Below are 24,193 nucleotides of genomic sequence, written 5' to 3' on the forward strand. Positions count from 1 at the left end.
ACATATATATTTCAAATTGTTACCATATTTAGCATCTAAAATACAGTTTATGGTCATTTAAGACATCATGAAAACTCAGTCAGCGACAGATTCTCTGGAGCAAAGTACGTCAACCCCCATTCAAAATGAACGCCCATACGAAGGCATTAGCTGTGGTACAACAGACTATCAAAAGGCGGGAATATCTATATTTCTATTGGGTTTTGCAAGTTTTTCTTTAATTTATTGCGTACAACCGCTCTTACCTGAATTTACCCATGCTTTTGGTGTAACAGCAAGTACGAGCTCGTTAACTTTATCATTAACGACAGGGTTTTTAGCATTCTCCATTGTATTGTCGAGTGCATTTTCGCAGGCTTTAGGCCGTAAAGGTCTGATGTTTTGCTCCATGGGACTTGCTGCATTACTCAATATTTTGTGTGCTATTTCCCCAAGTTGGAACCTCATGTTGGTGGCTAGAGCCGTAGAGGGTTTTATTTTAGGTGGTGTTCCTGCTGTTGCGATGGCTTGGATTGCAGAAGAAATTAACCCAAAACATTTAGCACGTACGATGGGGTTATATATTGCAGGTACAGCTTTTGGTGGAATGATGGGTCGCGTGGGTATGGGGTTAATGACAGAATATTTTTCATGGCGAGTTGCCATGGGTATTTTAGGAGTGATCTGCTTTATTTGCTGTATTGGATTCTTTTTCTTACTGCCAGCCTCTCGTAATTTTGTAGCAAAAAAAGGCATCAATTTTGATTTTCACTATAAAGCATGGACTACACATTTAAAAAATCCTGCTTTAGTTGCCAATTATATGATTGGTTTTTTAGTGATGAGTATCTTTGTGACATTATTTAATTATGTGACTTTTAGACTATCAACTGCACCTTATAATCTGACGCAAACTGAAATTAGTATGATTTTCTTATCATATAGTTTTGGTATTGTCTCTTCTACACTTGCAGGTTACATGGCAGATAAATTGGGTCGTACACCTATTATGTGTTTAGGCTTTTTATCGATGTTGATTGGTGCTTTAATTACACTAAGTGGGCATTTATTTGCAATTATTATAGGTGTTGCTTTTGTAGCGACAGGTTTCTTTATTGCACATGCCATGGCCAGTAGTAATGTAAGTTCAACTGCTAAAACCAATAAAGGTCATGCATCATCTTTATATTTACTATTTTACTATTTAGGTTCTAGCGTTGTAGGTTCATTTGGTGGTGTGTTTTGGCAACACGGTGGTTGGCCTGCTGTCGTCGGATTAAATATTGCATTATCAGTGATTGCATTATTCTTAATTTGGCGAGCAGTCAAAGCTAAAATATATGAATGGTAATTTAAAATCTTTGAGCAAAGGCTACATGTATATGTGGCCTTTTTTAGGGCTAAAATTGTGGTGATCGTGTGTTTTATATATTACTTAGCGCAAGTTTAATGCCAAACCCAATAAATAAAAATCCAACGATTAAAATAGAAATACTGGTTAGACGTAAGTTTTTAGCAAAATAACCAGACAGTTTGATTCCTGAAAAAATTAATAAAGTTAAATAGGTAATACTAATGGCTTCTAAAATGAGAGATAACACTAAAAAACTCAGTAAAGGTGAGTCATTTTTTGGATCGACAAATTGAATAAAAAAAGAAAGAAAAAATAAGATTGCTTTGGGATTAAGTAAACTAATCGTTAATGCTGTTTTATAAGGGGTTTCTTTTTTGTGTGTAACATTAAGTGTAATGGCTTCACGAGCTACAGGTCGATTTCTATTTTTCCAAGTAAAAATAGAATGCTTAATCAGTTTAATACCTAAATAGGATAGATAAATTGCTCCTACACTTTTTAATGCGAGAAATAAAATTGGAAAGCTATGTAATAAAGAAGCAGCGCCAAAAATAGTGGCTAAAATAAGAATAAAGTCCCCAGAAATAACACCCAAAGCCGCTTTATAACCTGCTTTAACCCCGTATTTAGATGCAATAGATAGGGTATAAAATGAGTTTGGTCCTGGCAAAATAATAATCATGACTGTGCCAATAATAAACGTTGATAAATTAATGATTCCTAGCACAATCAATCCTCTTTTTTATTAAAATGAAAAACCGATACTGTAAAAGTATCGGCTTAAAGGTACTTCTATGAAGTCGTTTAGTTTTTGATTTCAGCACTAAATCCCAAAGATTGATGTAGTAATTCGCTGAGTTGTTCTCTAGCTTTAATAAAACCATCAATTCCTGATTGTAGTAGTTGAAATGCCATTAAGTCATGTTCTAATTGATGTTTAAATTCAGTTTCACTGATGGCAACAGTCTCTTGTGGTGTAGAGGCCATAGGTGTATTGAGCTGTTTCTTTACGATAGCTGTTTCTTTTTCAAGATCTGCTAAAATGTTGGGTGAAATTGTCAATAGGTCACAACCTGCAAGGCCTAGTACTTGTGATGTGCTACGGAAGCTTGCACCCATAATTTCAGTAGGAATACCATGTGTTTTATAATAGGTGTAAATTTCTTTTACAGACAACACACCAGGGTCTTTTTCAATTGGGTATGCCGACACATTTTCAGCTTTTTTATACCAGTCTAAAATACGACCGACAAAAGGTGAAATCAATTTCACATGTGCGTCTGCGCAGGCTTTTGCTTGATGCAAACCAAACAATAATGTCAAATTACAATCAATACCTTCGCTTTGTAAAATTTTCGCCGCTTGAATACCTTCCCATGTTGAAGCAATTTTAATTAAGATACGTTCAGATGAAACGCCATAGCTTGCATATAATGCAAGTAGTTCTTTGGCTTTTGCAACGGTCGCTTGGGTATCATAAGATAAGCTTGCATCAACTTCTGTAGATACTCGACCTTTAATCAGCTTTAAAATTTCTACGCCAAGTTTTACAGTCAAAATATCAATAGTACGTTCAATGAGTGCATCAGACGCATAACCTTCATCTTTTGCCTGTGCGTAGGCATCTTCAATGAGTTTAATATTTTGAGGTTGGCTTGCCGCAGCAGTAATTAATGATGGATTTGTGGTTGCATCTAGTGGTCTAAATTGCTCAATAGCAAGTAAGTCACCACTGTCTACAACAACTGTTGTCATTTGATTGAGTTGAGACAAAGCAGATTCAGTCATAGAGTATTTTCATCATAAGATCATATATTGTTGTATTTATATCATATTTGACTAAAATTTTGATAAAAAATCAGTGTGTATTTTTATCGGTTCTTTGTTTCTTGACGTAATTTATTAAAAATTGACTCGCAGTACCGTGAGCATGTTCTTTATGCCAAACAAGATCGACAAAGTAGTTACATTTTTGCGTGAAATTAATGACATTTAAGGTTTGAATTTTAGCTTTTTTTTGGTCAATGTGTTGTAGTGAACGCAATGGAAGAAACCCCCAGCCTAAATTTTCTTGCATCATAGATACCGCTAAATGATGTTGATTGGTACGCCAATAGGTTTTAGAAAATAATAGCTCAGGCTGAATGTCTAGATGCCGACTTGTAACAACAATTTGTCTGTACTGTGCTAAATCGTGTAAATAAACATCTTTGAGTTGCGCAAGTGGGTGACTTTGACTAACTACGGGTAAAATCGTTTCGTGAAATACTTCAATAAAACTTTCTCTGTAGTCTAAAATTTCACGCTCAAATAAAAATGCAAATTGTACTTGGCCTTGTAAGAGCATTTGTATTGCTTCTTCTTGTGGTGCAGTGAAAACATTAATTTCCAAACTTGGAAAAGTATTTTCTAACAGTAAAACGTATTCAATCCATGGTGTGTAGATCAGCTCAGACGCGATCACGACATTAAAAGAGCTTTCTAACCCTTGACTGAGTGCATTTGCATGTTGCTTCCACTGATTCATTTCACTAAGTAAATATAACGTTTTTTGGTATAAACTGTGGGCGGCAGGTGTTGCAATCGGTTCACGCCCTTGTCGTGTAAACAATTGCATATCTAAATCAACCTCTAAGTTTGCAATAGACATACTCACAGCAGATGGAACTTTACCAAGCAACCTTGCTGCTGCAGAAAATGAGCCAGCTTGCATCACTGTTGTAAAAATAAGGAGTTGTTCTTGATTTAAATTCATGTATCAATAATATTGAAAGGTTCTAACTAGATATATCATTATTATAGAAATAAAATAAGACCTATTCGAAATTATAAGGGATTTATTATATGTTTATTTCAAAACGTAGATTAATTCATGCATTTACATATGAAGTTATTTTATTAATTATTATAGCAATTGCACTCAGTGTGTTTTTAAAAATGCCACTTGAAGTCACAGGAATACTCGGTGTGATCATGGCAGTAACATCTGTAATATGGAATATGCTTTTTAATTATTTATTTGAAAAGATTGAAAAAAAATATCAGCTCAAAAGAACGATTTTTGTTCGTATCTTACATGCGATTGGTTTTGAAGGTGGACTTGTTTTAGCAACCACACCCATGATTGCGTATGTGTTAAAGATATCGTTATTTGAAGCATTTGCATTAGATATTGCATTGACGTTATGTATTTTGGTTTATACATTTATTTTTCAGTGGTGTTACGACATTATTGAACACAAAATTATATCAAAGCATCAGTCATAAAAAAGACCGTTCAGTTGAACGGCCTTTTTTATCTATATTTGTGGTTTACACAATTAGATTTTACCTACAAGGTCAATAGATGGAGCAAGTGTTGCATCACCTTCTTTCCATTTTGCAGGGCATACTTCACCTGGGTGAGCATGTACGTATTGAGCAGCTTTTACCTTACGTAGAAGTTCTTGTGCATCACGGCCAATACCGCCAGCGTTTACTTCAACGATTTGGATTTTACCTTCTGGGTCAACAACGAAAGTACCACGGTCTGCAAGGCCTTCACCATCAATCAGTACTTCAAAGTTCTTAGAAAGCGTCCAAGTTGGATCGCCTACAAGAGGATATTGAATTTTTTTGATTTCTTCTGAAGTGTCGTGCCATGCTTTGTGTGTGAAGTGAGTATCTGTTGATACACCATAAATTTCTACACCAAGCTTTTGAAATTCAGCGTAATTATCAGCTAAGTCACCAAGCTCAGTTGGGCATACGAACGTGAAGTCTGCTGGATAGAAGAAAAATACAGACCATTTACCTTTAAGATCTGCTTCAGATACTTCAATGAACTGACCATTTTTGTACGCAGTTGCGTTGAATGGTTTAACTTCAGTGTTAATCAAGCTCATAATATGCTCCGATGGATTATGGTTGCGTTTTAATAATTGCTTAAATGGTAAAAAAAATATCTTATACGAGGAAATGGTATTTTTAAATAATGGCTATCGGAAAAACAAATGGTTTTCATGTGTAAGACCAATACCAATATGATGCCTGAGAGGTAATGACATCTTCATGAATAATAATGGGGCATTTTGTTTCTTTTACAAGGGTGCCTTCAACAAAAACTTTAAATTAAATCTCGCCTCTTTATCTCATCTCTAGAGTGGCGTAAAATGGCACTCTTGTAAAATTCATGTAGGGAATAAGTTCAGTGCAAAACGATTTATTAGATGTAGATCATTTAGTTATGGCACGTGACCGACATCATTTAAATCTGTTGGGTAAGCAAAAAGGCAAACAATCTGAACAATATATTCATGCATTTGAACGTTCAAATCATAAAGTTAAACGCCGTGCAGATACTCGGCCACGTATTCGATTAAATCAAGATTTACCTGTGACTCGTTATGCCGATCAATTGGTTGATGCGATTCAAAAGCATCAAGTGATTATTGTTGCAGGGGAAACAGGTTCTGGAAAAACAACACAGTTGCCACAAATTGCAATGCTTGCGGGGCGTGGTTTAACCGGTATGATTGGCCATACTCAACCAAGACGTTTAGCTGCTCGTAGTGTGTCACAACGTATAGCAGAAGAGGTGGGTGAGAAACTCGGGCAATCTATTGGTTTTAAAGTTCGTTTTAATGAGCAAGGCTCAAATGATGCTTTAGTCAGAGTGATGACCGATGGTATTTTGTTGGCAGAATTAGTAAATGATCGATATTTATTAAAATATGACACGATTATTATTGATGAAGCTCATGAGCGCTCTTTGAATATTGATTTTATTATGGGGTACTTAAAGCAGTTACTGAAAAAACGCCCTGACCTGAAAGTCATCATCACTTCAGCAACTTTAGATGTCAATCGTTTTAGTCAATATTTCAATAGTGCACCTATTTTTGAAGTTGAGGGGCGTAGTTATCCTGTAGAGCTGAGATATCGTCCTATTTCAGACATGAGCATTTTAAGTAGTGATGATGATGAGTTTGATGATTTTGAAGAGCTTTTACCCCGTGCAGTGGTTAATGCGGTTGAGGAGTGTTTTGCTGATGCAGATCACTCAGGGCACCCTGAGCATGCCGATATTTTGATTTTTGCCAGTACTGAGCAAGAAATTAGAGAATTACAAGAAACATTACACAAGCATGGCCCACGTCATACAGAAGTTTTACCTTTATATGCACGCCTTGCACTGTCTGAACAACAAAAAATATTTAACCCAAGTGGGCGTGGTCGCCGTATTATTATTGCCACCAACGTTGCAGAAACTGCGCTTACGGTACCAAATATTCGTTACGTTATAGACAGTGGATTTGCACGTATTTCTCGTTATAGTTATCGCTCTAGGGTACAGCGTCTTCCGATAGAAGCCATTTCTCAAGCAGCAGCAAACCAACGTAAAGGGCGATGTGGTCGTATTGCTCCTGGGGTGTGTATTCGTTTATATAGCGAAGAAGATTTTTTAAGTCGCCCAGCATTTACTGAACCTGAAATTAAAAGAACAAATCTTGCATCTGTCATTTTGCAAATGCAAAGTTTAGGTCTAGGTGAGCTTGAGCAGTTTGATTTTATTGAACCACCAGACCATCGTTTAGTGAATGATGGGCGCAAATTGCTCATAGAATTAGGTGCGTTAAATGATAAAAAAACCACACTAACCAAAGTGGGTCAAATGATGGCAAAAATGCCAATTGACCCAAGACTTGCTCGTATGATTGTAGGTGGAGCACATTTTGGTGTGCTACAAGAAGCATTGATTATTGTGAGTGCGTTGGCGGTACAAGATCCGCGTGAACGGCCTGCAGATAAACAGACTCAGGCCGATCAAAAACATGCTTTATTTAAACAAGCAGATTCTGACTTTTTATTTTATTTAAAACTGTGGGAAGTTCTTGAGTCAAATAAAGCGGATATGAGTGAGAATAAGCGTAGGCAATTTGCACGCCAGCATTTTTTGAGTTGGTTGCGTATACGCGAATGGAAGCAAACATATCTTCAATTGGTTTCACTGGCAGAAAGTTTAAACCTGTCAATGAATGAAAAACCTGCAAGTTATGAAAATTTGCATCGTGCATTGCTTACAGGACTATTGTCATTTATTGCTAATAAAACAGATGAAAAAAACGTTTATATGGCAGTGAGGCAACAAAAAGCACGTATTTTCCCTGCAAGTACGTTGCATAAAGCAGGCGTATCTTGGGTCATGGCGTTTGAAATGGTAGAAACATCGCAGGTCTATTTACGTGGTTTGGCAAAAATTGAACCTGAATGGATATTACTTGCTGCCCGTGACTTACTAAAATATCATTATTTTGAACCACATTGGTCAAAGAAAACGGGGATTGTACACTCGTATGTGCAAATGACTTTGTTTGGTTTAATTATTGAGCCAAGACGACTCACTAATTTTGAAAAAGTAGACCAGCTAGCAGCACATGAAATTTTTCTAAGAGATGCTTTAACCACAGGTCATTTGGGAATTACCCCACCATTTTTAAAACATAATTTACTCAAATTACAAGAAGTAGAGCGAGTAGAAGATAAATTAAGACGCCGTGATTTGGTGGTCGATGAAGAAACGATATTTCAATTTTATGAAAGTAAAGTTCCTACCGATATTGCCAGTCGAAAAAGTTTTGAAGATTGGCGAGCAACCGTTGAAGCACACGATGCACGATATTTATATATTGATGAAGCTGCCTTATGGTTAGATGATCGTCCAACAACACAACAGTTCCCAGACTATTTACACAATGGCAGTTTGCGATTGTCAACCAGTTATCATTTTGATCCAAGTCATGATGAAGACGGAGCAACCGTGAAAATACCATTGCAAGCGTTATCTCAAGTTGATGAAAACATATGGTCATGGGGGATTCCTGGTTGGCGTTTAGAGCTCATAGAAGCATTTTTAAAAAATCTATCTAAAGAAAAACGTCGTCATATTGTTCCGATTCCCGATACTGCACAACGTTTATTTCGTGCAATTGATGCTGTGCATTTACAGCAACATATTTTTAAATACTTGGCATTTGCTCTTCGTGGTGAACAAATCACAGTACAAGATTTTTCATTTGAACGTGTACCCAATTATTTATTACCTTTGATTAAAGTAATTGACGAAAAAGGTCGTAACATCGAAAGTGGGCGTGATTTGGATGAACTCAAAGCACGTTGCCGTATTGAAACACAAAAACCAATTCTACAAACAAATGGCGCTTTTAGTGATTTTCCAAAGCAATTTGTCTTTGAGTCTTCTAAAAAAGTGACGGGTGTTATAGTTAAACAATACTATGCACTTGTACCAGAAAAACCGTTTGCAACTTTGAAATCTAAAGATGATGCAAAAGTGACTGTACATGCATTGCATGATGAATTAGAGGCATGGCGTTTACACAAAGAAGGTGTAATTTGTTTGCTCTATGCTCAACTAGGTGACATGGTCAGACAGCTGAAAAAGCAAATTAGTAAACCATTGGCATTGGCTTATTCGCCTTTAGGAGATAAAACACAGTTAGAAAATATGTTGGTGTATGCAACTTTAGATGACGTTCTGAGTCAAACAGAATTACCTCAAAATATTGATACATTCCAACAGGTACAGCAACAAGTAAAACAGAAATTTTTAAGTAGTGGACAGCTTGTATTACAACATTTTAATCAAATTTATATCGACTGGCAAACAGCGAGAACACAGCTTATGGGGCTAGATGAACATGTTTTTGCCCATCATATTGATGATATTGAAGACCAATTATCATTGATGAAACTCGATCAATTTGCCTATGCACAGCCTGTTTCATTGTGGCAAGAATTCCCACGTTATTTAAAAGCTGTACTTATTCGTTTGGAACGATTACCTCATAATTTGAATAAAGATCGTATTGCGCTCGATGAGATCGATCCATGGATGGATAAATTGTTTGATGAGAAGCAATCGTATGGGTATGAATTTTATAAAATGGTTGAGGAGTTCCGTATCTCTTTGTTTTCACAGCCGATGAAAACAAAAGTTGCTGTTTCCCCAAAACGTTTGCAACAGGCTTGGGATAAGCAATCGTAATTTAAGAATGTATTAAATCCAATTTCTTAGTGATCAAGAGATAAAGACCAAATGTACCACTAACATAAAAGTATATGTGTTTTTGGTCGAGGCAAGATGGGTTTTTGAAAAATGAATACACGGATTTGAATATCATTTTTGTGTTCATTTTTTTCTCTAGCCTGCGTCATTATGATCAAGGTATCCATATCTCTTGTTTAGATAAAGAATACTGAAAACAGTAGATGTAGAATTATCTTTGATTGTATTGATTCAATAGATCTTGAAAACTGAATCAAAACATATTGTTATACTGATCTTAAAAAATCTTCATTCATGATTGAAATATTTTAGCTTGATTGTCTGATGCATGTTTATTGAGAAGTCAATGTAAAAGGGCTGTATTGTTGTCGACCTCTGATGTTGAAATTTAATAATATCAATAAAAAAAACAGGGCGCATGAAGCCCCCTGTTTTTATATTTAAATCAGTGATTAGTCAATTTCTGGGTGTTTATCTGCCAAACCTTGACGTTTTTTCTGTAGGCTTACAATTTGCTGATCAATTTTTTCAATACGTTCTTCTAGTGTTCCATGGAATTCTTCAAGAAGCTCTTGTGCTTCTTCTTTATTGGTTGCCATTGGCGTACCACCAAATAGAGGTTTGTTGGCAGTTTCTTTTAAATGCCATGCGGTAAAAATACCAATTGCACCAAAGATCATTAAGTAATACGCAGGGATCATTAGATTTTGCGTAGATTCTACCAATGCGGCTGAAATTGTTGGTGTTAAACCTGCAACAACAATAGAGATATTGAAAGAAATTGCTAACGCACTATAACGAATTGCAGTTGGGAATAAAGCAGGTAGCGTAGATGCCATGACACCCAGTAGCATGTTTAGGCTCAATGCTAAAATAATTAAGCCCAATAAAATAAGTGGCATGCTTCCTGAATCTAACATTTTAAAGGCAGGGTAAGAAAAGAACAATAATGATAGACTGCCTGCAAAAATAAATGGTCGACGACCCCATTTGTCACTCAACCAACCAATCAGTGGTTGAACAAATAACATACCAATCATGACTGCAATAATTAATGCAGTACCATGTGCTTCATCGTATTTTAAATTGTGTGTGAAGTAGCTTGGTAAATAAGTTAACAGCATGTAGTAAGTGACATTGGTACATAAAACAATACCTACAGATAAAAACATACTGCGTTTGTATTTTGAAAAAACTTCTTTAAATGATAATTTGGTATTTTTTTGTTCAGATTCACTATACTTTTGGAAGGCAGGTGTTTCTTCAAGAGAGTGACGTAAATACAGGCCGACAATACCTAAAGGTAAAGATAAGATAAACGGAATGCGCCAGCCCCACTCTTGGAAGCCTTCTGAGCCGATGACTACAGTAAGTAGAGAAACTAAGCCTGCACCCAACAAAAAGCCTGCGATTGAACCAAAATCGAGCCAACTTTCCATAAATCCACGTTTACGGTCAGGTGAGTATTCTGCAACAAAGACAATCGCTCCGGTGTATTCACCACCTACAGAGATACCTTGTAAAATTTTAATGACAAGTAACAAGATGGGTGCCCAAATTCCAATGGTTGCATAGGAGGGCAGTAGACCGATAGCACACGTGCTTAGGGTCATGAGTATAATGGTGGTGGCAAGGACTTTTTGACGACCATATTTATCGCCCAAATGGCCAAATAAAATACCACCAAGCGGTCTAAATAAAAATGGTACAGAGAAAGTGGCGAGGGCAGCAACGAGTTGTACACTTGGACTAGCTTCTGGGAAAAACACTTTACCAAGTACATAGGCAACGTAGCCATATACACCGAAATCGAACCATTCGATTGCATTACCAAGAGCGGCTGCTCGAATTGCTTGTTTTGATTTATTTTGATCGACAATGCTTACATCTGCGATATCGACAGGCTTGGCTTTCTTTCTAAATCCACGCATGTAATATTCCTAGTCTTATGGAGGGTTGCTTTAAACATTTTTACGATTTAAAGCAATTATTTAAGGGGAAAGTTTTTCGACATGACAAGAGAAAATAGGTGCAAAAATACAAAGTTGAGCATGTATTTTTTCTTGTAACGTTTAAAAATGAAAAAATTCAATGACTTAAATATTATAGAAGATTTATAGAGCAGCATCGTGGTTGCTTTATAGGCTTAATGTTTTATATTTGTTTCTTTATGTATCCTTATTTGTAGTGTAGTGTTATATTTTGTAAGATAATAATTAGCATTAATAATGCTTTAGATTAGATTATCGCTTTATTAGAAAAAAAGCCTCGTTTTTACGAGGCTTTTTGTATATAAAATATTATTATTTTATAACACAGGTTACAGTGGTTGATGCTGTTCTTGTAGCAAAAATTCTATTAATGCCTTTTGCGCATGTAGGCGATTTTCTGCTTCATCCCACACGACAGCACTTTTATGTTCGAGCATGTGTTCGGAAATTTCTTCACCTCTATGTGCTGGTAAGCAATGCATAAAGAGGCAATCTGAATGTGCAAGTTGCATCAATTGTTCATTGACTTGATAATTCGCAAAGGCTTTTTCACGAATCTTTTGCTCTTCTTCTTGTCCCATAGATGCCCAAACATCAGTGACGATTAAATCTGCATTGACCGCAGCATCTTCTGCAGAACTCACTAGCTCAGCACAATGAGCATACTCAGTTAAAAACTTTTCTTGAGGCTCATAGCCTGCTGGAGACGCAATTTTTAACTTGAATCCCCACATGTGTGCTGCTTCAATGTAAGAGTTGCACATATTGTTTCCATCGCCAATCCAAGCCACAGTTTTCCCTTGAATTGAGCCACGATGCTCTACAAACGTTTGTATATCTGCAAGTAGTTGGCACGGGTGATGATCATCTGTGAGTGCATTAATCACAGGAACCTGTGAGTAAGATGCAAAGCGTTCAACAATATCATGTCCGAAAGTACGGATCATGACAATATCTAACATGCTTGAAATGACACGAGCAGAGTCTTCGATGGGTTCTCCACGGCCAAGTTGCGTATCTCTAGAGGATAAAAAAATTGCACTACCACCAAATTGGCTCATACCTGCTTCAAAAGACACACGTGTACGAGTGCTTGATTTCTCAAAAATCATACCGAGTACTTTGCCTACAAATGGCTGGTATGTTTGATTTTGGTGTTGTAGTTTTTTTAACTCTTGCGCACGGTGAATAATGCGTTCTAGTTCTGCAGATGATAAATCACGCAACGTTAAAAAATGACGTAGAGCCATACTTACTCCACGTAATTGCTTGGGCAATTACTTATTGATTGTGAATAAAAAAGAATCCTCGAATATACTACAACCTGTTACAAATTCAAAAAGATTGTTTATATTCGTGCGCTTTTAAAAAATGATCAACGCAATAATTAATATATTCTTGTGTATTGTGAGTAAATGCAATATCAGAAACACCGACAAGCATTTGCCATTCGACATGCCAAACTGTGCCTAAGAGAATTGTGGCGGAGTGTGTTGGGTTTGGACACACAATAATGCCTTGCTCAGTGGCTTTCATGAGATGTTTTTTGATATTGTCGATAAGGTAGTGTAAAACATTTTGATTTAAATGATTGGCTAAGTCTATGTCGTGTGTGGCACGCTCTAAAATCAGGCGTTTGAATTGAATGTTTTTAGCATCTATGATGTAGTCATAAAAGTTTTTGAGCACAGTTAAGAAGAAACTACGTAAGTCAGATTCGTAGTGTTCTGTATTTAAATAAAGCTCTTGCAAACACATGTCACGCCGATAGTCGCAAATTGCTTTAAATAGTCCTTCTTTATTACCAAAAAATTTATAAATAGACGCTTTTGACCCACCTGTACATTGAATAATGTCGTTCAAAGAGACCGCATCGTAGCCTTTTTTTAAAAAAAGGTCAGTTGCTATATCTAAAAAAGCAATACATCTTTCCATACCGCGTTTGGTATGTGGAAGCTCATGAATATATTTATCTTTTGAATCTGACATAAATGATAGATCACAAGTGAAAATGACGAATATTGCTAATTATAGCAAACTTTATGGAATTCTCACTTGCTTTAGCTTTTAGATGATTTGAAAGGATGAATTTGTTCCTAAAATAGATTGTATAAGTTGTTGTTCTAATTCGGTTAGTGGTTTTTCATCTTCAAGGTTTTGTGATAGTGAGATAATTTTTTCTCCATCAATAATTTGTCCTTGTGTACATAAAATTTGACCAAACTGTTCGAGTGACGCAATATTCTTATCGACTTGAAATGAATGGATATACCAGCCTTTTGCATCTTCAATACGGCGTTGTTGATGGTACATGTGTGCAATGTAGTGTGAAGTGTGTGGTAAATCTAAATCGAGTGCTTTAGTCAGTGCCTCTTTTGCCAATACATAATTTTTTTGTAATATATGACATTGTGCAAGAGGGATGAGAGCGTCATGATGTTCATGCTCAAGTGCTTGTTCAAAACAACTTAAAGCATCTTCAATTCGATATTGATTTACTAGAATTTTACCAAGTGAAATGAGTGATAAATGATGGCCATATTGAATGGCAGATAAAAAATAATGTTCAGCCAATACATGATTATGGCGTTCAGATTCTATTTGACCAAGATGGTTAAACGATAAAGCAAATTTAAGCTGAGCTGCTTGCATGTAGTAATGATATGCAAGTGTCGTTTCACCTTTATAGTGATGTAAATTACCTAACCCATGCATCCAACGTGGATCTTTGGGCTGCTGTTGTTTAATTTGTTCGAGTAAAATTATGGCATGGTCATAATGTTGTGTTGTAATGGCAAGATTGGCGTGTTCATAGAGTAATTGAACATTTTTATCTAAATCACGTATTGTGTTTTTAAAGTCTCTAAAAGCGCCCATGTTTAACCACCTTAATATAAATGATAATTATTATCTTTTATATCACGTTTTTTAGGGTGGTGCTAGGTGCATATATAAGGATATGCACCCGTGTAAGTTTAAATTTAACTGAATTTATTCGCTTCGTTCATCATCATCTTCAGAGGCATCATCCATGCCGAGTTCTTTAAGCTTTCGTGTTAAAGTGTTACGTCCCCAACCCAATACTTCGGCTGCATGACGTTTTCGACCACGTGTTTGCTCAAGGGCAGCATTGATGAGTGTTCGTTCAAAAATTGGTGTAGCAATATCTAAAATTTTGATATCGCCATTTTTGAGTTTATTGACTGCCCACTCACTGAGTAATTCATCCCACTCTTGTGTGACGGCACGTGTTGTTTTTGTGGCAGGATCTGAGGTTTTGATGGCGGTTGTCTGTCTTAGCTCAGGAGGTAAATCATTTGGATAAACCTCTCGGCCTGTAATCATGACCGTGAGCCAACGACAAATATTTTCAAGTTGTCTAACGTTACCTGGCCATGCAAGTTGCTTCATATAGGCAATGGTTTCTTGTCGTAAGATTTTAGAGCTTACACTCAGTTCTTTTCCGGCTTGTTCTAAAAAGTGCTGTGCAAGCATAGCGATGTCTTCACTACGATGTGCAAGTTTTGGAATGTGTATGCGAATAACATTTAAACGGTGATATAAGTCTTCTCTAAAGCGACCAGCTTCGACTAAATTTTCGAGGTCTTGATGTGTAGCAGCGACAATTCGAACATCAACCTTAACAGGAATATGTCCACCTACGCGATAGAATTCGCCATCTGCAAGTACTCTTAGGAGTCGTGTTTGTGTTTCAAATGGCATGTCACCAATTTCATCTAGAAATAACGTACCGCCATTGGCTTGTTCAAATCGGCCATGTCTTTGTGTATTTGCCCCTGTAAAAGCCCCTTTTTCATGCCCAAAAAGTTCAGTTTCAATGAGGTCTTTTGGAATAGCAGCCATGTTAAGTGCAATAAAAGGTTTATTTTTTCTTGGTGAATGGCGGTGTAGTGCATGTGCCACAAGCTCTTTTCCTGTTCCTGATTCCCCATTAATCAGTACAGTAATATGAGATTGAGATAACCGTCCAATTGCACGAAAAACCTCTTGCATGGCTGGGGATTCACCAATAATTTCGGTGGTTTGTAGCGGTTGATAGTTTTGTGTGGCTTCTTGGTTTTGTAGTTTTTCTAAATGCAAAATTGCACGATTTACCAAAGCCAAGGCTTCATCAATATCAAATGGTTTTGGGAGATATTCAAAGGCTCCTGTTTGATAGCTTGATACAGCTGATTCAAGATCTGAATGTGCTGTCATAATGATGACAGGTAGATCGGGATGGTTGGTTTTAACACGACCTAAAAACGTAAGACCGTCAATACCTGGCATACGAATATCTGTCAGTATAACGTCGGGGAGATCTGTGTGTAGTTGGTCTAAAGCGCTTTGAGCATCTTCAAAGCTTGTGACATTGAAACCTTCTTCTTTAAAGGTTTTTTCTAGTACCCAACGCATGGCACGATCATCATCAATGACCCAAATTTTATTTCGTGACATGTTTCGACTCCCAAGGTAAATATAAACTGAAGGTGGTTTTTCCTGAAACGGATTGGCATACAATAACGCCGTTATGCTGGTGTATAATGTTTTGTGCAATACTCAGACCAAGGCCTGTACCATTTGCTCGACCTGTTACCAGTGGATAAAAGACGGCTTCAAGTATGTCGGTTGGAATACCTGGGCCATTATCTTCAATATCGATACGAATCGCTGAACGATGTAATATATTGTTAATGGTCACAAGGCGTTGTATGCGAGTTCTAAAAGTGAGTGTGGGTGACTGTTCTTGGTGATGATAAAAGGCTTTATTTTCAAGAATGGCTTGCACAGCATTAACACTAATGTTGAGCATAACTTGAATGAGCTGATCACGATCTGCCTGTATGGTCGGAAGTGATAAGTCATAGTCACGTATGAGTCTGATTTTCTTTTTCGTTTGATTGCTCACTAGCGAATAAACACGTTCTAGAGGCTCATGTATATTTACATCAATATAGCTAGGGAGTTGTCTAGAACCTAGCATGGTATCTGCTAAGGTACGTAAACGATCCACTTCATTAATAATAATTTCAGTAAACTCATTATATTTTTCGTCATTTAAACGACGTGCAAGAAGCTGCGTTGCCCCACGTATGCCGCCTAAAGGGTTTTTGATTTCGTGTGCAACGCCTCGTATGAGTTGACGTGTGACTTGGTGCTGTTGCAATAAATGTTCTTCTTTTGAAATTCTGAGCATTCGTTCAATCGGATTGAGCTCAATGAGCAAAAATGGTGCAGTATTTTTATCAACATTGACACAAGACACTGAATAGTCAACGTGAATGTTTTGAAAATTCACTCGAATAATTGCTTCTCTGCGTGTATATGCTTGTCCCTTTTCGAGGGTGTTTATGAGTGCTTTTTCAGTATTGAACTCATCATCTGGAATTTCAAGTAATTGCAAAGCTGAATAATTACAAGCACGTAATGCACTAATGTCAAATAGTGATTCACAGGCTGGATTTAAATAAAACACGTTGAGTTTTTCATCTACTAGTAGTACTGCTGTGGACAAGCTGTCCACTAAAAGCCGATAGTCGATCGCAAGTTGCGTGGTCATTTTTCAGCATGTCCTGTATTGAAATAGGGCGTAAATACCGTATTCATGGTGACTTTTCCCTGTTATAGCACGTGTTTACATCATTATGTGTCTTAAATAAAGCAAAATACACGCCAACTTTTTACGCTTTATCGTGCATTGTTTTGGCTCTTTATGGTCTATTGTTTAAATTGTACAGATGAGTAGAGCCGTTAATATAGGACTTATTTGTTGTTTTGCACAGTCATGGTGCATTATTTTTTATTGCCAATGAATGTTTTTCTTTTGGTGCAATTTACAATCTGGATATTTTAAATCTATGCTTATGCCCTGAAAAGTCATACAATACCCAGCATTCTAGTAGAGTGCTGAGTTCCATGAAGTCCCCCAAAGTCGGTTTTGTTTCTTTAGGTTGTCCTAAGGCATTGGTTGATTCTGAGCGTATTTTAACCCAATTACGTATAGAGGGTTATCAAGTTGCGTCAGATTATGATGGTGCTGATTTAGTTGTTGTGAATACCTGTGGTTTTATCGAATCTGCGGTACAAGAGTCTTTAGATGCCATTGGTGAAGCAATAAGTGAAAATGGCCGTGTAATTGTGACAGGGTGTTTGGGTAAAGATGAAGACAAAATTCGTCAAATGCATCCAAACGTTTTAAAAGTTACAGGCGCGGCGGCTTACCAAGACGTCATGGAGGCAGTACATCAGTATGTACCTGCACCACCGAAAAAGCATGATCCTTTCATTGATCTGGTTCCAGAACAAGGGGTGCGCTTAACACCAAAACATTATGCATATTTAAAAATCTCTGAAGGCTGTAATCATCGCTGTACATTTTGTATTATTCCGAGCATGCGAGGTGATTTAGTCTCTCGTCCTGTTAGCTCTGTACTTGACGAAGCAGCAGCATTGAAGCGTGCAGGTGTTAAAGAAGTTTTAGTGATTTCTCAAGATACTTCAGCGTATGGTTTAGACACTAAATATAAACTTGAGTTTTGGAATGGTCAGCCCGTAAAAACCAAATTTTATGATATGTGTGAGGCTCTAGGCCAATTGGGTATTTGGGTGCGACTACACTATGTATACCCATATCCACACGTAGATGCTGTGATTGATTTGATGGCACAGGGTAAAATTTTACCGTATTTAGATATTCCTTTTCAGCATGCAAGTCCTCGTATTTTAAAACTGATGAAACGTCCTGCGCATAGTGAAAATACACTAGAGCGTTTAAAGGTGTGGCGTGAGAAGTGTCCAGAATTAGTGATTCGATCCACATTTGTGGTCGGTTTTCCGGGTGAAACGGAAGCGGATTTTCAGATGCTTTTAGATTGGCTTGAAGAAGCACAGCTTGATCGTGTCGGGTGTTTTACATATTCACCTGTTGAAGGTGCTACAGCAAATGATCTTCCTGATCATGTTCCTGAAGACATCAAACAAGCGCGTTATGAGCGTTTTATGCAAGTACAACAAAAAATCTCTGCGGCGAAATTACAACAACGTATTGGTCAAACTATGACCGTACTCGTAGACGGTTTAGAAGACGAATTTCCTGTAGCAATTGCACGTTCTTATGCAGATGCACCAGAAATTGACGGTAATGTTTTTGTTGAAGATATTGATAAATCAACCATTAAAGCGGGCGATGTCTTGGTGGTTGAAATCACCGATGCTGATGAATACGACTTGTTTGCTAAACTGATTGATGTAAAAACAGCTTAAATCGACAATATATTTATTTGAGAGAAAATTATGGCAGATCCAAATAGCCCACGTTATTCAAGAATTTTACTTAAATTATCAGGTGAGGCTTTGTCTGGTAATCGTGATATGGGTATTGATGCTCAAGTACTTGACCAAATGTCACTTTCTATTGCTCACTTGGTCGGTTTAGGTGTACAAGTTGGTATTGTGGTCGGTGGTGGTAACTTATACCGTGGTAGTCAGTTGCAGAAAGATGGACTGGTTGGTCGTGTAACCGGTGACCAAATGGGAATGTTGGCCACTGTCATGAATGGCTTAGCATTGCGTGATGCATTGGTACGTCGAAACATTAAAACACGTTTAATGTCTGCATTATCGATTGGTACAGTGGTTGAACCATACTCAAGTCGTGATGCAATTCGTCACTTAAATGCGGGTGAAGTATGTGTTTTTGTCGCAGGTACAGGTAATCCATTTTTCACGACAGACACTGCCGCTTGTCTACGTGGTATAGAAATTGAAGCTGATTTGATCTTAAAAGCCACAAAGGTAGATGGCGTATATAACAAAGATCCAAGCAAATATGACGATGCGGTTAAGTATGACCATTTGACATTTGATCAAGTCTTGGATGGTAAACTAGGTGTGATGGATTTAACCGCAATTTGTTTGTGCCGTGACCATGATGCGCAATTACATGTGTTTGATATGAATAAATCAGGTGCGCTTTTATCTGTAGTGATGGGTGAAAAAGAGGGAACTCACGTCACGAAGTGATATACGTGAGTGACAAAGCTCTTTATACTAACCACAATTTTAGTTTTAACTCTTTTAATTATTTAGGAAGATCATATGATTAACGATCTAAAAAAAGACAGCGAACAGCGCATGCAAAAATCTATTGAATCTTTAGAGCAAGGTTTTGCAAAGGTTCGTACTGGTCGTGCACACCCATCCATTTTAAATGGTGTGATGGTCTCTTACTATGGTTCAGATGTTCCTTTAAACCAAGTAGCAAACGTCGGTGTTGAAGATTCAAGAACGTTATTAGTACAACCATTTGAACGTCAAATGGTCACTGTCATTGATAAAGCGATTCGTGAAAGCGATTTAGGTTTAAACCCTATTTCAGCAGACAGTATTCGTGTACCGCTACCTGCATTGACTGAACAAACGCGTCGTGACATGCAAAAAGTTGCTCGTAACGAAGCGGAAAATGCAAAAGTTGCCATTCGTAACATTCGCCGTGATGTACTTGGTGATATTAAAACATTACAAAAAGAAAAAGAAATCTCAGAAGATGATGAGCGTCGTGCAAGTGATGACATTCAAAAAATTACAGATAAATATGTTGCTGAAGTAGATAAGCGTCTTGCTGCAAAAGAAGCTGAACTCCTGAAGGTTTAACTGACTATGACGATCGTTGAAGATATTTGTCCTCCTCAACATGTTGCCATCATTATGGATGGCAACAATCGTTTTGCTAAAAAAAGGAATTTACCAAAAGGCGAGGGGCATCGACAAGGAAAACTGATTTTAGATCCTGTAGTCGAACATTGTCGTAAGGTTGGAGTGAAAGCACTCACGGTATTTGCTTTTTCTAGTGAAAATTGGAATCGTCCTCAAGCTGAAGTTGATTTACTCATGTGGCTATTAGAACAGGCCATTCTTGAGCAAATTCCACGAATGATTGAATTTGAAATTGCCTTAAGATTTATTGGTGATCAAACAAAATTACCCCCACATTTAAAAACACTGATTGCAGATACAGAGCAACGAACAGTACATTTTCATAAAATGACACTGACTATTGCAGTAGGTTATGGTGGACAGTGGGATATTGCAAACAGTGCACGTCAGATTGCGCAAGATGCAGTAGATGGCAAAATTTCAGTGACAGATATTAATGCTGGACTGTTTAACCAATACGTTTGTTTAGGTGATTTGCCTCCTGTAGATTTACTGATTCGTACAGGCGGTGACTATCGTATATCTAACTTTTTACTCTGGCAATTGGCTTATGCTGAGTTGTATTTTACAAAATCACTGTGGCCTGAGTTTTCTGTACAAGAACTTGAAAATGCATTTAAGGTATTTGCAGAGCGCGAACGCCGTTTTGGTAAAACCTCTGAGCAAATCCAACAAGATAAAATTGAGAATTAATACATGTTTGAGCGGATAAAAACCGCATTGGTTTTAGTGGTTGTTGTTTTGAGTTGTATGTTTGCCACGCCGTCTCATTACCCAATGCTTATATTGATGGTTGTTGTGGCAACGCTTGCAGGTGATGAGTGGTATAAACTCATGCCAACATCTGAAGGGGCGCAAGTGTCAAGCACAGCCTCTAAAGTGTATGCTGTGATCATTTTTATTGCGTCAGTAGTGACATTATACTTTAAAGATTTAGCATTACTACTTTGGGGTGGGGCAATTTTTGTGGCGATCTTTAGTGCCTATTGTATAAAAAACTACCCTCAGTATGATGCATGGTACAACAAAGGTTTAACCCTTGTTGGGGCAGTACTGATTACTGCAGCAATTACAGCCATCTTTTCTGTATGGTTAATTTCTGCTTGGTGGTTAATGTATTTGTTTTTGCTGGTATGGGCGGCAGACAGCGGTGCATATTTTGTCGGGCGAAAATTCGGTAAAAAAGCCATGGTACCTCATGTGAGTCCTAAAAAAACGCTAGAAGGGTTGTATGGTGGTGTGGCAATCTCTGCAATGATTGTGATTGCTGTACAAAGCGTATATTTGAATTTTAATTTATTACAACACGGCGCATTTTTAATTTTATCGTTACTTACAGTGTTGGCCTCAGTTTTAGGTGACTTAATTGAATCGATGTTAAAACGTCGTGCTGGCGTAAAAGACTCGGGGTGCTTATTGCCCGGGCATGGTGGAATATTGGACCGCATAGATTCATTATTGACAGCAGCTCCTGTCTTTGCAGCAGGTATTTATTTATTAAAACTGATTGGTGTTGAACTATAATGCGACAAAACGTATGTATTTTGGGTGCAACAGGTTCTATTGGTGACAGTACACTCAAAGTTTTGGCACAGCATGCAGAGCATTATGCTGTTTTTGCTGTGACTGGCTATCACCGTATAGATAAACTGATTGAAATCTGTATAGAACACCGACCTAAAGTGGTTGTTGTTCCTCAAAATAAACAACAAGAGACTTGGCAAAAATTACAGCAACACGGTTTATCTAATATAGAGATTTTAACGGATGAACAGGGTTTAGTGCATGTATCTTCGCATGCAGATGTAGATGTGGTGATGGCAGCCATTGTGGGTGCGGCCGGATTGTTACCAACACTTGCTGCAGTCAGAGCAGGAAAACGAGTTTTGTTGGCAAACAAAGAAGCTTTGGTGATGTCAGGTGACATCATGATGCAAGAAGCGCAAAAAAATAATGCACTATTACTTCCTGTAGATTCAGAACACAATGCGATATTTCAGTGCCTACCACATGATTATAATATTTCAAAAAACAGTACTCCTTTAAAACAAGGTATTTCTCAAGTTCTATTAACAGCATCAGGTGGCCCATTTTTACATACGCCTGCCGATGAACTAATTAAAGTGACACCTGCTCAAGCCTGTAAGCATCCTAATTGGTCTATGGGGCGAAAAATTTCTGTAGATTCTGCAACACTTATGAATAAAGGACTAGAGCTCATAGAGGCATGTCATTTATTTAATATTTGTGAATCTTATGTGACTGTGGTTGTGCATCCTCAAAGTATTATTCATTCTATGGTGCAATATATAGATGGTTCAACTTTAGCACAGATGGGTAATCCTGATATGTGTACGCCGATTGCGCATGCATTGGCATGGCCTCAGCGGATTCATACGCCTGTACCTGCACTTGATTTATTTGTAAATCATCAGCTAGATTTTCAACCACCTGATACTCAAAGATTTCCTGCGCTGCAATTGGCAAGAGAAGCGATCAAGGAAGGGGGTGTTATGCCAACCATACTAAATGCAGCAAATGAAATTGCGGTAGATGCTTTTTTAAATGAAAAAATAAAGTTTACAGATATTTCTAAAGTGATAGATTATGTACTTAATGCAACTAGCAATGTTGCTGCAAATGATCTAGAGGTTATTTTGAGTCATGATATATTGGCTCGGCGTACTGCAAATACATACATTCAACGCAAGGGGCAATAAATAAAATGAATATACTTTTTATGATTGCCGCTGCTGCGTTATTACTTGGGCCATTGGTTGCTATTCATGAGTTTGGACATTATTACACTGCAAGAAAACTGGGTGTAAAAGTTTTAGTTTATTCGATTGGCTTTGGACCAACTTTGTTTAAATGGACGTCTAAAAAAACAGGTATTCAATACCAACTTTCTGCATTACCCCTTGGTGGTTATGTAAAAATGTTAGATGAACGTGAAGGTAATGTGAAAGCTGAAGATTTACCTTATGCGTTTAATCGGCAATCCGTCTGGAAAAGAATAGCCATTGTTGCAGCAGGACCCATCATTAACTTGGTTTTAGCTGTAGTGTTATTTTGGATTTTATTTTTACCAACGCAAGAGCAGTTAAATACTCGTGTGGGTAAAGTTATCACCGATACATCAGCAGCACATTCTGGGTTGCAAGTTGGCGATAAAATTATTGCCATAGATGGTCAAGCTGTATCTACATGGGAAGCTGTAAATTTTGCTTTAGTTCGTCGTGTTGGTGAAACAGGAAATATAGATATTCAAGCAGAACATCAAGGTCAAATTAAAAACTTTAGCTTACCTATAGATCACTTTTTGAACGATCAGAAAAAATCTGTTTTTGATAATTTAGGATTTTTACCATACCGTCCAAAAATTGAACCTATTGTACAAAAGTTAAGTGATAACGGTGCTGCAATTCGTCAAGGCATGCAAGTAGGCGACCGCGTGGTTTCGATCGATGGTACTTCCACACCTGATTGGTTTGATGTTGTTGATATTGTTAGAAAATCACCTGAAAAAATGTTAAACATAGAAGTACTTCGGCAAGAACAAAAGGTGCATTTACAAGTCATGCCACAAGGTCATCGTGATGATATGGGAAATGTGACAGGTGTGCTTGGAGTTCAAAGTAATAACAGTAAAATAGTGATTCCAGATGACTATAAGCAAACAATACAGTATTCTCCTATAGAGGCATTAGGCCGAGCAGTTCATAAAACCTATGATATTTCTGGCATGATGTTAAACTCGATTGTTAAAATGGTTCGGGGCTTGATTGGTTTAGATAATTTGTCAGGGCCAATTACTATTGCTAAAGTAGCAGGGCAAAGTGCTGAAATGGGGTGGCAGACATTTATTTCGTTTATGGCTTTGATGAGCGTGAGTTTGGGTATTTTAAATTTACTACCTATTCCTATGCTTGATGGTGGACATTTATTGTACTACTTGATTGAAGCGATTCGGGGGAAACCTGTTTCAGAACAAATACAGCTATTTGGCTTAAAAGTCGGTATGGTACTGCTCGGTAGCATGATGATCCTTGCTTTATTTAATGATTTTATGCGTTTATAAAAAACAAG

The 24,193-nt window shown here is 37.4% G+C and carries 20 protein-coding genes; 10 read left to right on the forward strand and 10 right to left on the reverse strand.

Annotated features, from left to right (window positions below; genetic code table 11):
* The first annotated feature begins 67 nt into the window (after positions 1–67).
* The gene (locus I2F17_RS05235) at positions 68–1,330 is read left to right on the forward strand and encodes an MFS transporter (RefSeq protein ID WP_211139260.1); all 1,263 of its coding nucleotides are present in this window, start codon (positions 68–70) and stop codon (positions 1,328–1,330) included.
* Between the two features lie 73 nt (positions 1,331–1,403).
* Here the strand turns inward: I2F17_RS05235 and leuE are convergent, their stop codons facing one another.
* The 3 genes from leuE to aceR form a co-directional block, all read right to left on the reverse strand.
* The gene (gene leuE / locus I2F17_RS05240; RefSeq protein ID WP_211139261.1) at positions 1,404–2,060 is read right to left on the reverse strand and encodes a leucine efflux protein LeuE; all 657 of its coding nucleotides are present in this window, start codon (positions 2,058–2,060) and stop codon (positions 1,404–1,406) included.
* 77 nt (positions 2,061–2,137) lie between these two features.
* The gene (tal, locus tag I2F17_RS05245) at positions 2,138–3,121 is read right to left on the reverse strand and encodes a transaldolase (RefSeq protein ID WP_211139262.1); all 984 of its coding nucleotides are present in this window, start codon (positions 3,119–3,121) and stop codon (positions 2,138–2,140) included.
* Positions 3,122–3,191: 70 nt separating this feature from the next.
* Positions 3,192–4,088 (reverse strand): HTH-type transcriptional regulator AceR, encoded by an 897-nt coding sequence (gene aceR, locus I2F17_RS05250; protein ID WP_211139263.1) that lies wholly within the window; start codon positions 4,086–4,088, stop codon positions 3,192–3,194.
* Between the two features lie 89 nt (positions 4,089–4,177).
* Here aceR and aceI point away from each other — a divergent pair, with 89 nt between their 5' ends.
* Entirely contained in the window at positions 4,178–4,600 is a 423-nt protein-coding gene (gene aceI / locus I2F17_RS05255; RefSeq protein ID WP_196422441.1) for a chlorhexidine efflux PACE transporter AceI, read from the forward strand.
* Between the two features lie 53 nt (positions 4,601–4,653).
* On the opposite strand, the gene ahpC is transcribed toward aceI, so the two are convergent.
* On the reverse strand, positions 4,654–5,217 hold the full coding sequence (gene ahpC, locus I2F17_RS05260; RefSeq protein WP_196422440.1) for an alkyl hydroperoxide reductase subunit C: 564 nt from the start codon (positions 5,215–5,217) through the stop codon (positions 4,654–4,656).
* A gap of 305 nt (positions 5,218–5,522) precedes the next feature.
* Here ahpC and hrpA point away from each other — a divergent pair, with 305 nt between their 5' ends.
* Complete coding sequence (hrpA, locus tag I2F17_RS05265) at positions 5,523–9,377, forward strand: ATP-dependent RNA helicase HrpA (RefSeq protein WP_211139264.1); 3,855 nt, start codon at positions 5,523–5,525, stop codon at positions 9,375–9,377.
* Between the two features lie 473 nt (positions 9,378–9,850).
* Here hrpA and proP read toward each other — a convergent pair whose 3' ends face one another.
* The 6 genes from proP to glnL all read right to left on the reverse strand — a co-directional run bounded on the left by proP (position 9,851) and on the right by glnL (position 16,949).
* On the reverse strand, positions 9,851–11,329 hold the full coding sequence (gene proP / locus I2F17_RS05270; RefSeq protein ID WP_196422438.1) for a glycine betaine/L-proline transporter ProP: 1,479 nt from the start codon (positions 11,327–11,329) through the stop codon (positions 9,851–9,853).
* A gap of 389 nt (positions 11,330–11,718) precedes the next feature.
* Positions 11,719–12,639 carry an ornithine carbamoyltransferase gene (gene argF / locus I2F17_RS05275; RefSeq protein WP_211139265.1) on the reverse strand — a complete coding sequence of 307 codons (921 nt, stop codon included), beginning with the start codon at positions 12,637–12,639 and terminating at the stop codon, positions 11,719–11,721.
* Between the two features lie 85 nt (positions 12,640–12,724).
* Entirely contained in the window at positions 12,725–13,378 is a 654-nt protein-coding gene (locus tag I2F17_RS05280) for a TetR/AcrR family transcriptional regulator (RefSeq protein ID WP_196422436.1), read from the reverse strand.
* Between the two features lie 78 nt (positions 13,379–13,456).
* Positions 13,457–14,266 (reverse strand): tetratricopeptide repeat protein, encoded by an 810-nt coding sequence (locus I2F17_RS05285; protein WP_211139266.1) that lies wholly within the window; start codon positions 14,264–14,266, stop codon positions 13,457–13,459.
* A 114-nt stretch (positions 14,267–14,380) separates the two neighbouring features.
* Positions 14,381–15,847 (reverse strand): nitrogen regulation protein NR(I), encoded by a 1,467-nt coding sequence (gene glnG, locus I2F17_RS05290; RefSeq protein WP_196422434.1) that lies wholly within the window; start codon positions 15,845–15,847, stop codon positions 14,381–14,383.
* Entirely contained in the window at positions 15,834–16,949 is a 1,116-nt protein-coding gene (gene glnL / locus I2F17_RS05295; RefSeq protein WP_211139267.1) for a nitrogen regulation protein NR(II), read from the reverse strand. Before glnL ends, glnG begins: the two co-directional genes overlap by 14 nt.
* Before the next feature lie 356 nt (positions 16,950–17,305).
* On the opposite strand from glnL, the gene rimO reads away from it, so the two are divergent.
* The 7 genes from rimO (at position 17,306) to rseP (ending at position 24,185) form a co-directional block, all read left to right on the forward strand.
* Complete coding sequence (rimO, locus tag I2F17_RS05300) at positions 17,306–18,652, forward strand: 30S ribosomal protein S12 methylthiotransferase RimO (RefSeq protein ID WP_196422432.1); 1,347 nt, start codon at positions 17,306–17,308, stop codon at positions 18,650–18,652.
* 30 nt (positions 18,653–18,682) lie between these two features.
* The gene (gene pyrH / locus I2F17_RS05305) at positions 18,683–19,411 is read left to right on the forward strand and encodes a UMP kinase (protein WP_196422431.1); all 729 of its coding nucleotides are present in this window, start codon (positions 18,683–18,685) and stop codon (positions 19,409–19,411) included.
* A 75-nt stretch (positions 19,412–19,486) separates the two neighbouring features.
* Complete coding sequence (gene frr / locus I2F17_RS05310; protein ID WP_196422430.1) at positions 19,487–20,041, forward strand: ribosome recycling factor; 555 nt, start codon at positions 19,487–19,489, stop codon at positions 20,039–20,041.
* Positions 20,042–20,047: 6 nt separating this feature from the next.
* Positions 20,048–20,797: a polyprenyl diphosphate synthase gene (gene uppS / locus I2F17_RS05315; RefSeq protein ID WP_211139268.1), complete on the forward strand. Its 750-nt coding sequence runs from the start codon at positions 20,048–20,050 to the stop codon at positions 20,795–20,797.
* Between the two features lie 3 nt (positions 20,798–20,800).
* Positions 20,801–21,628 carry a phosphatidate cytidylyltransferase gene (locus I2F17_RS05320; protein ID WP_196422428.1) on the forward strand — a complete coding sequence of 276 codons (828 nt, stop codon included), beginning with the start codon at positions 20,801–20,803 and terminating at the stop codon, positions 21,626–21,628.
* Positions 21,628–22,824: a 1-deoxy-D-xylulose-5-phosphate reductoisomerase gene (gene ispC / locus I2F17_RS05325; protein WP_196422427.1), complete on the forward strand. Its 1,197-nt coding sequence runs from the start codon at positions 21,628–21,630 to the stop codon at positions 22,822–22,824. The genes I2F17_RS05320 and ispC overlap by 1 nt, the downstream gene beginning before the upstream one ends.
* Positions 22,825–22,829: 5 nt before the next feature.
* The gene (gene rseP / locus I2F17_RS05330; protein ID WP_211139269.1) at positions 22,830–24,185 is read left to right on the forward strand and encodes an RIP metalloprotease RseP; all 1,356 of its coding nucleotides are present in this window, start codon (positions 22,830–22,832) and stop codon (positions 24,183–24,185) included.
* Positions 24,186–24,193 lie beyond the last annotated feature (8 nt).

Source organism: Acinetobacter baretiae, from assembly GCF_015627105.1.
Classification (GTDB): Bacteria; Pseudomonadota; Gammaproteobacteria; order Pseudomonadales; family Moraxellaceae; genus Acinetobacter; species Acinetobacter baretiae.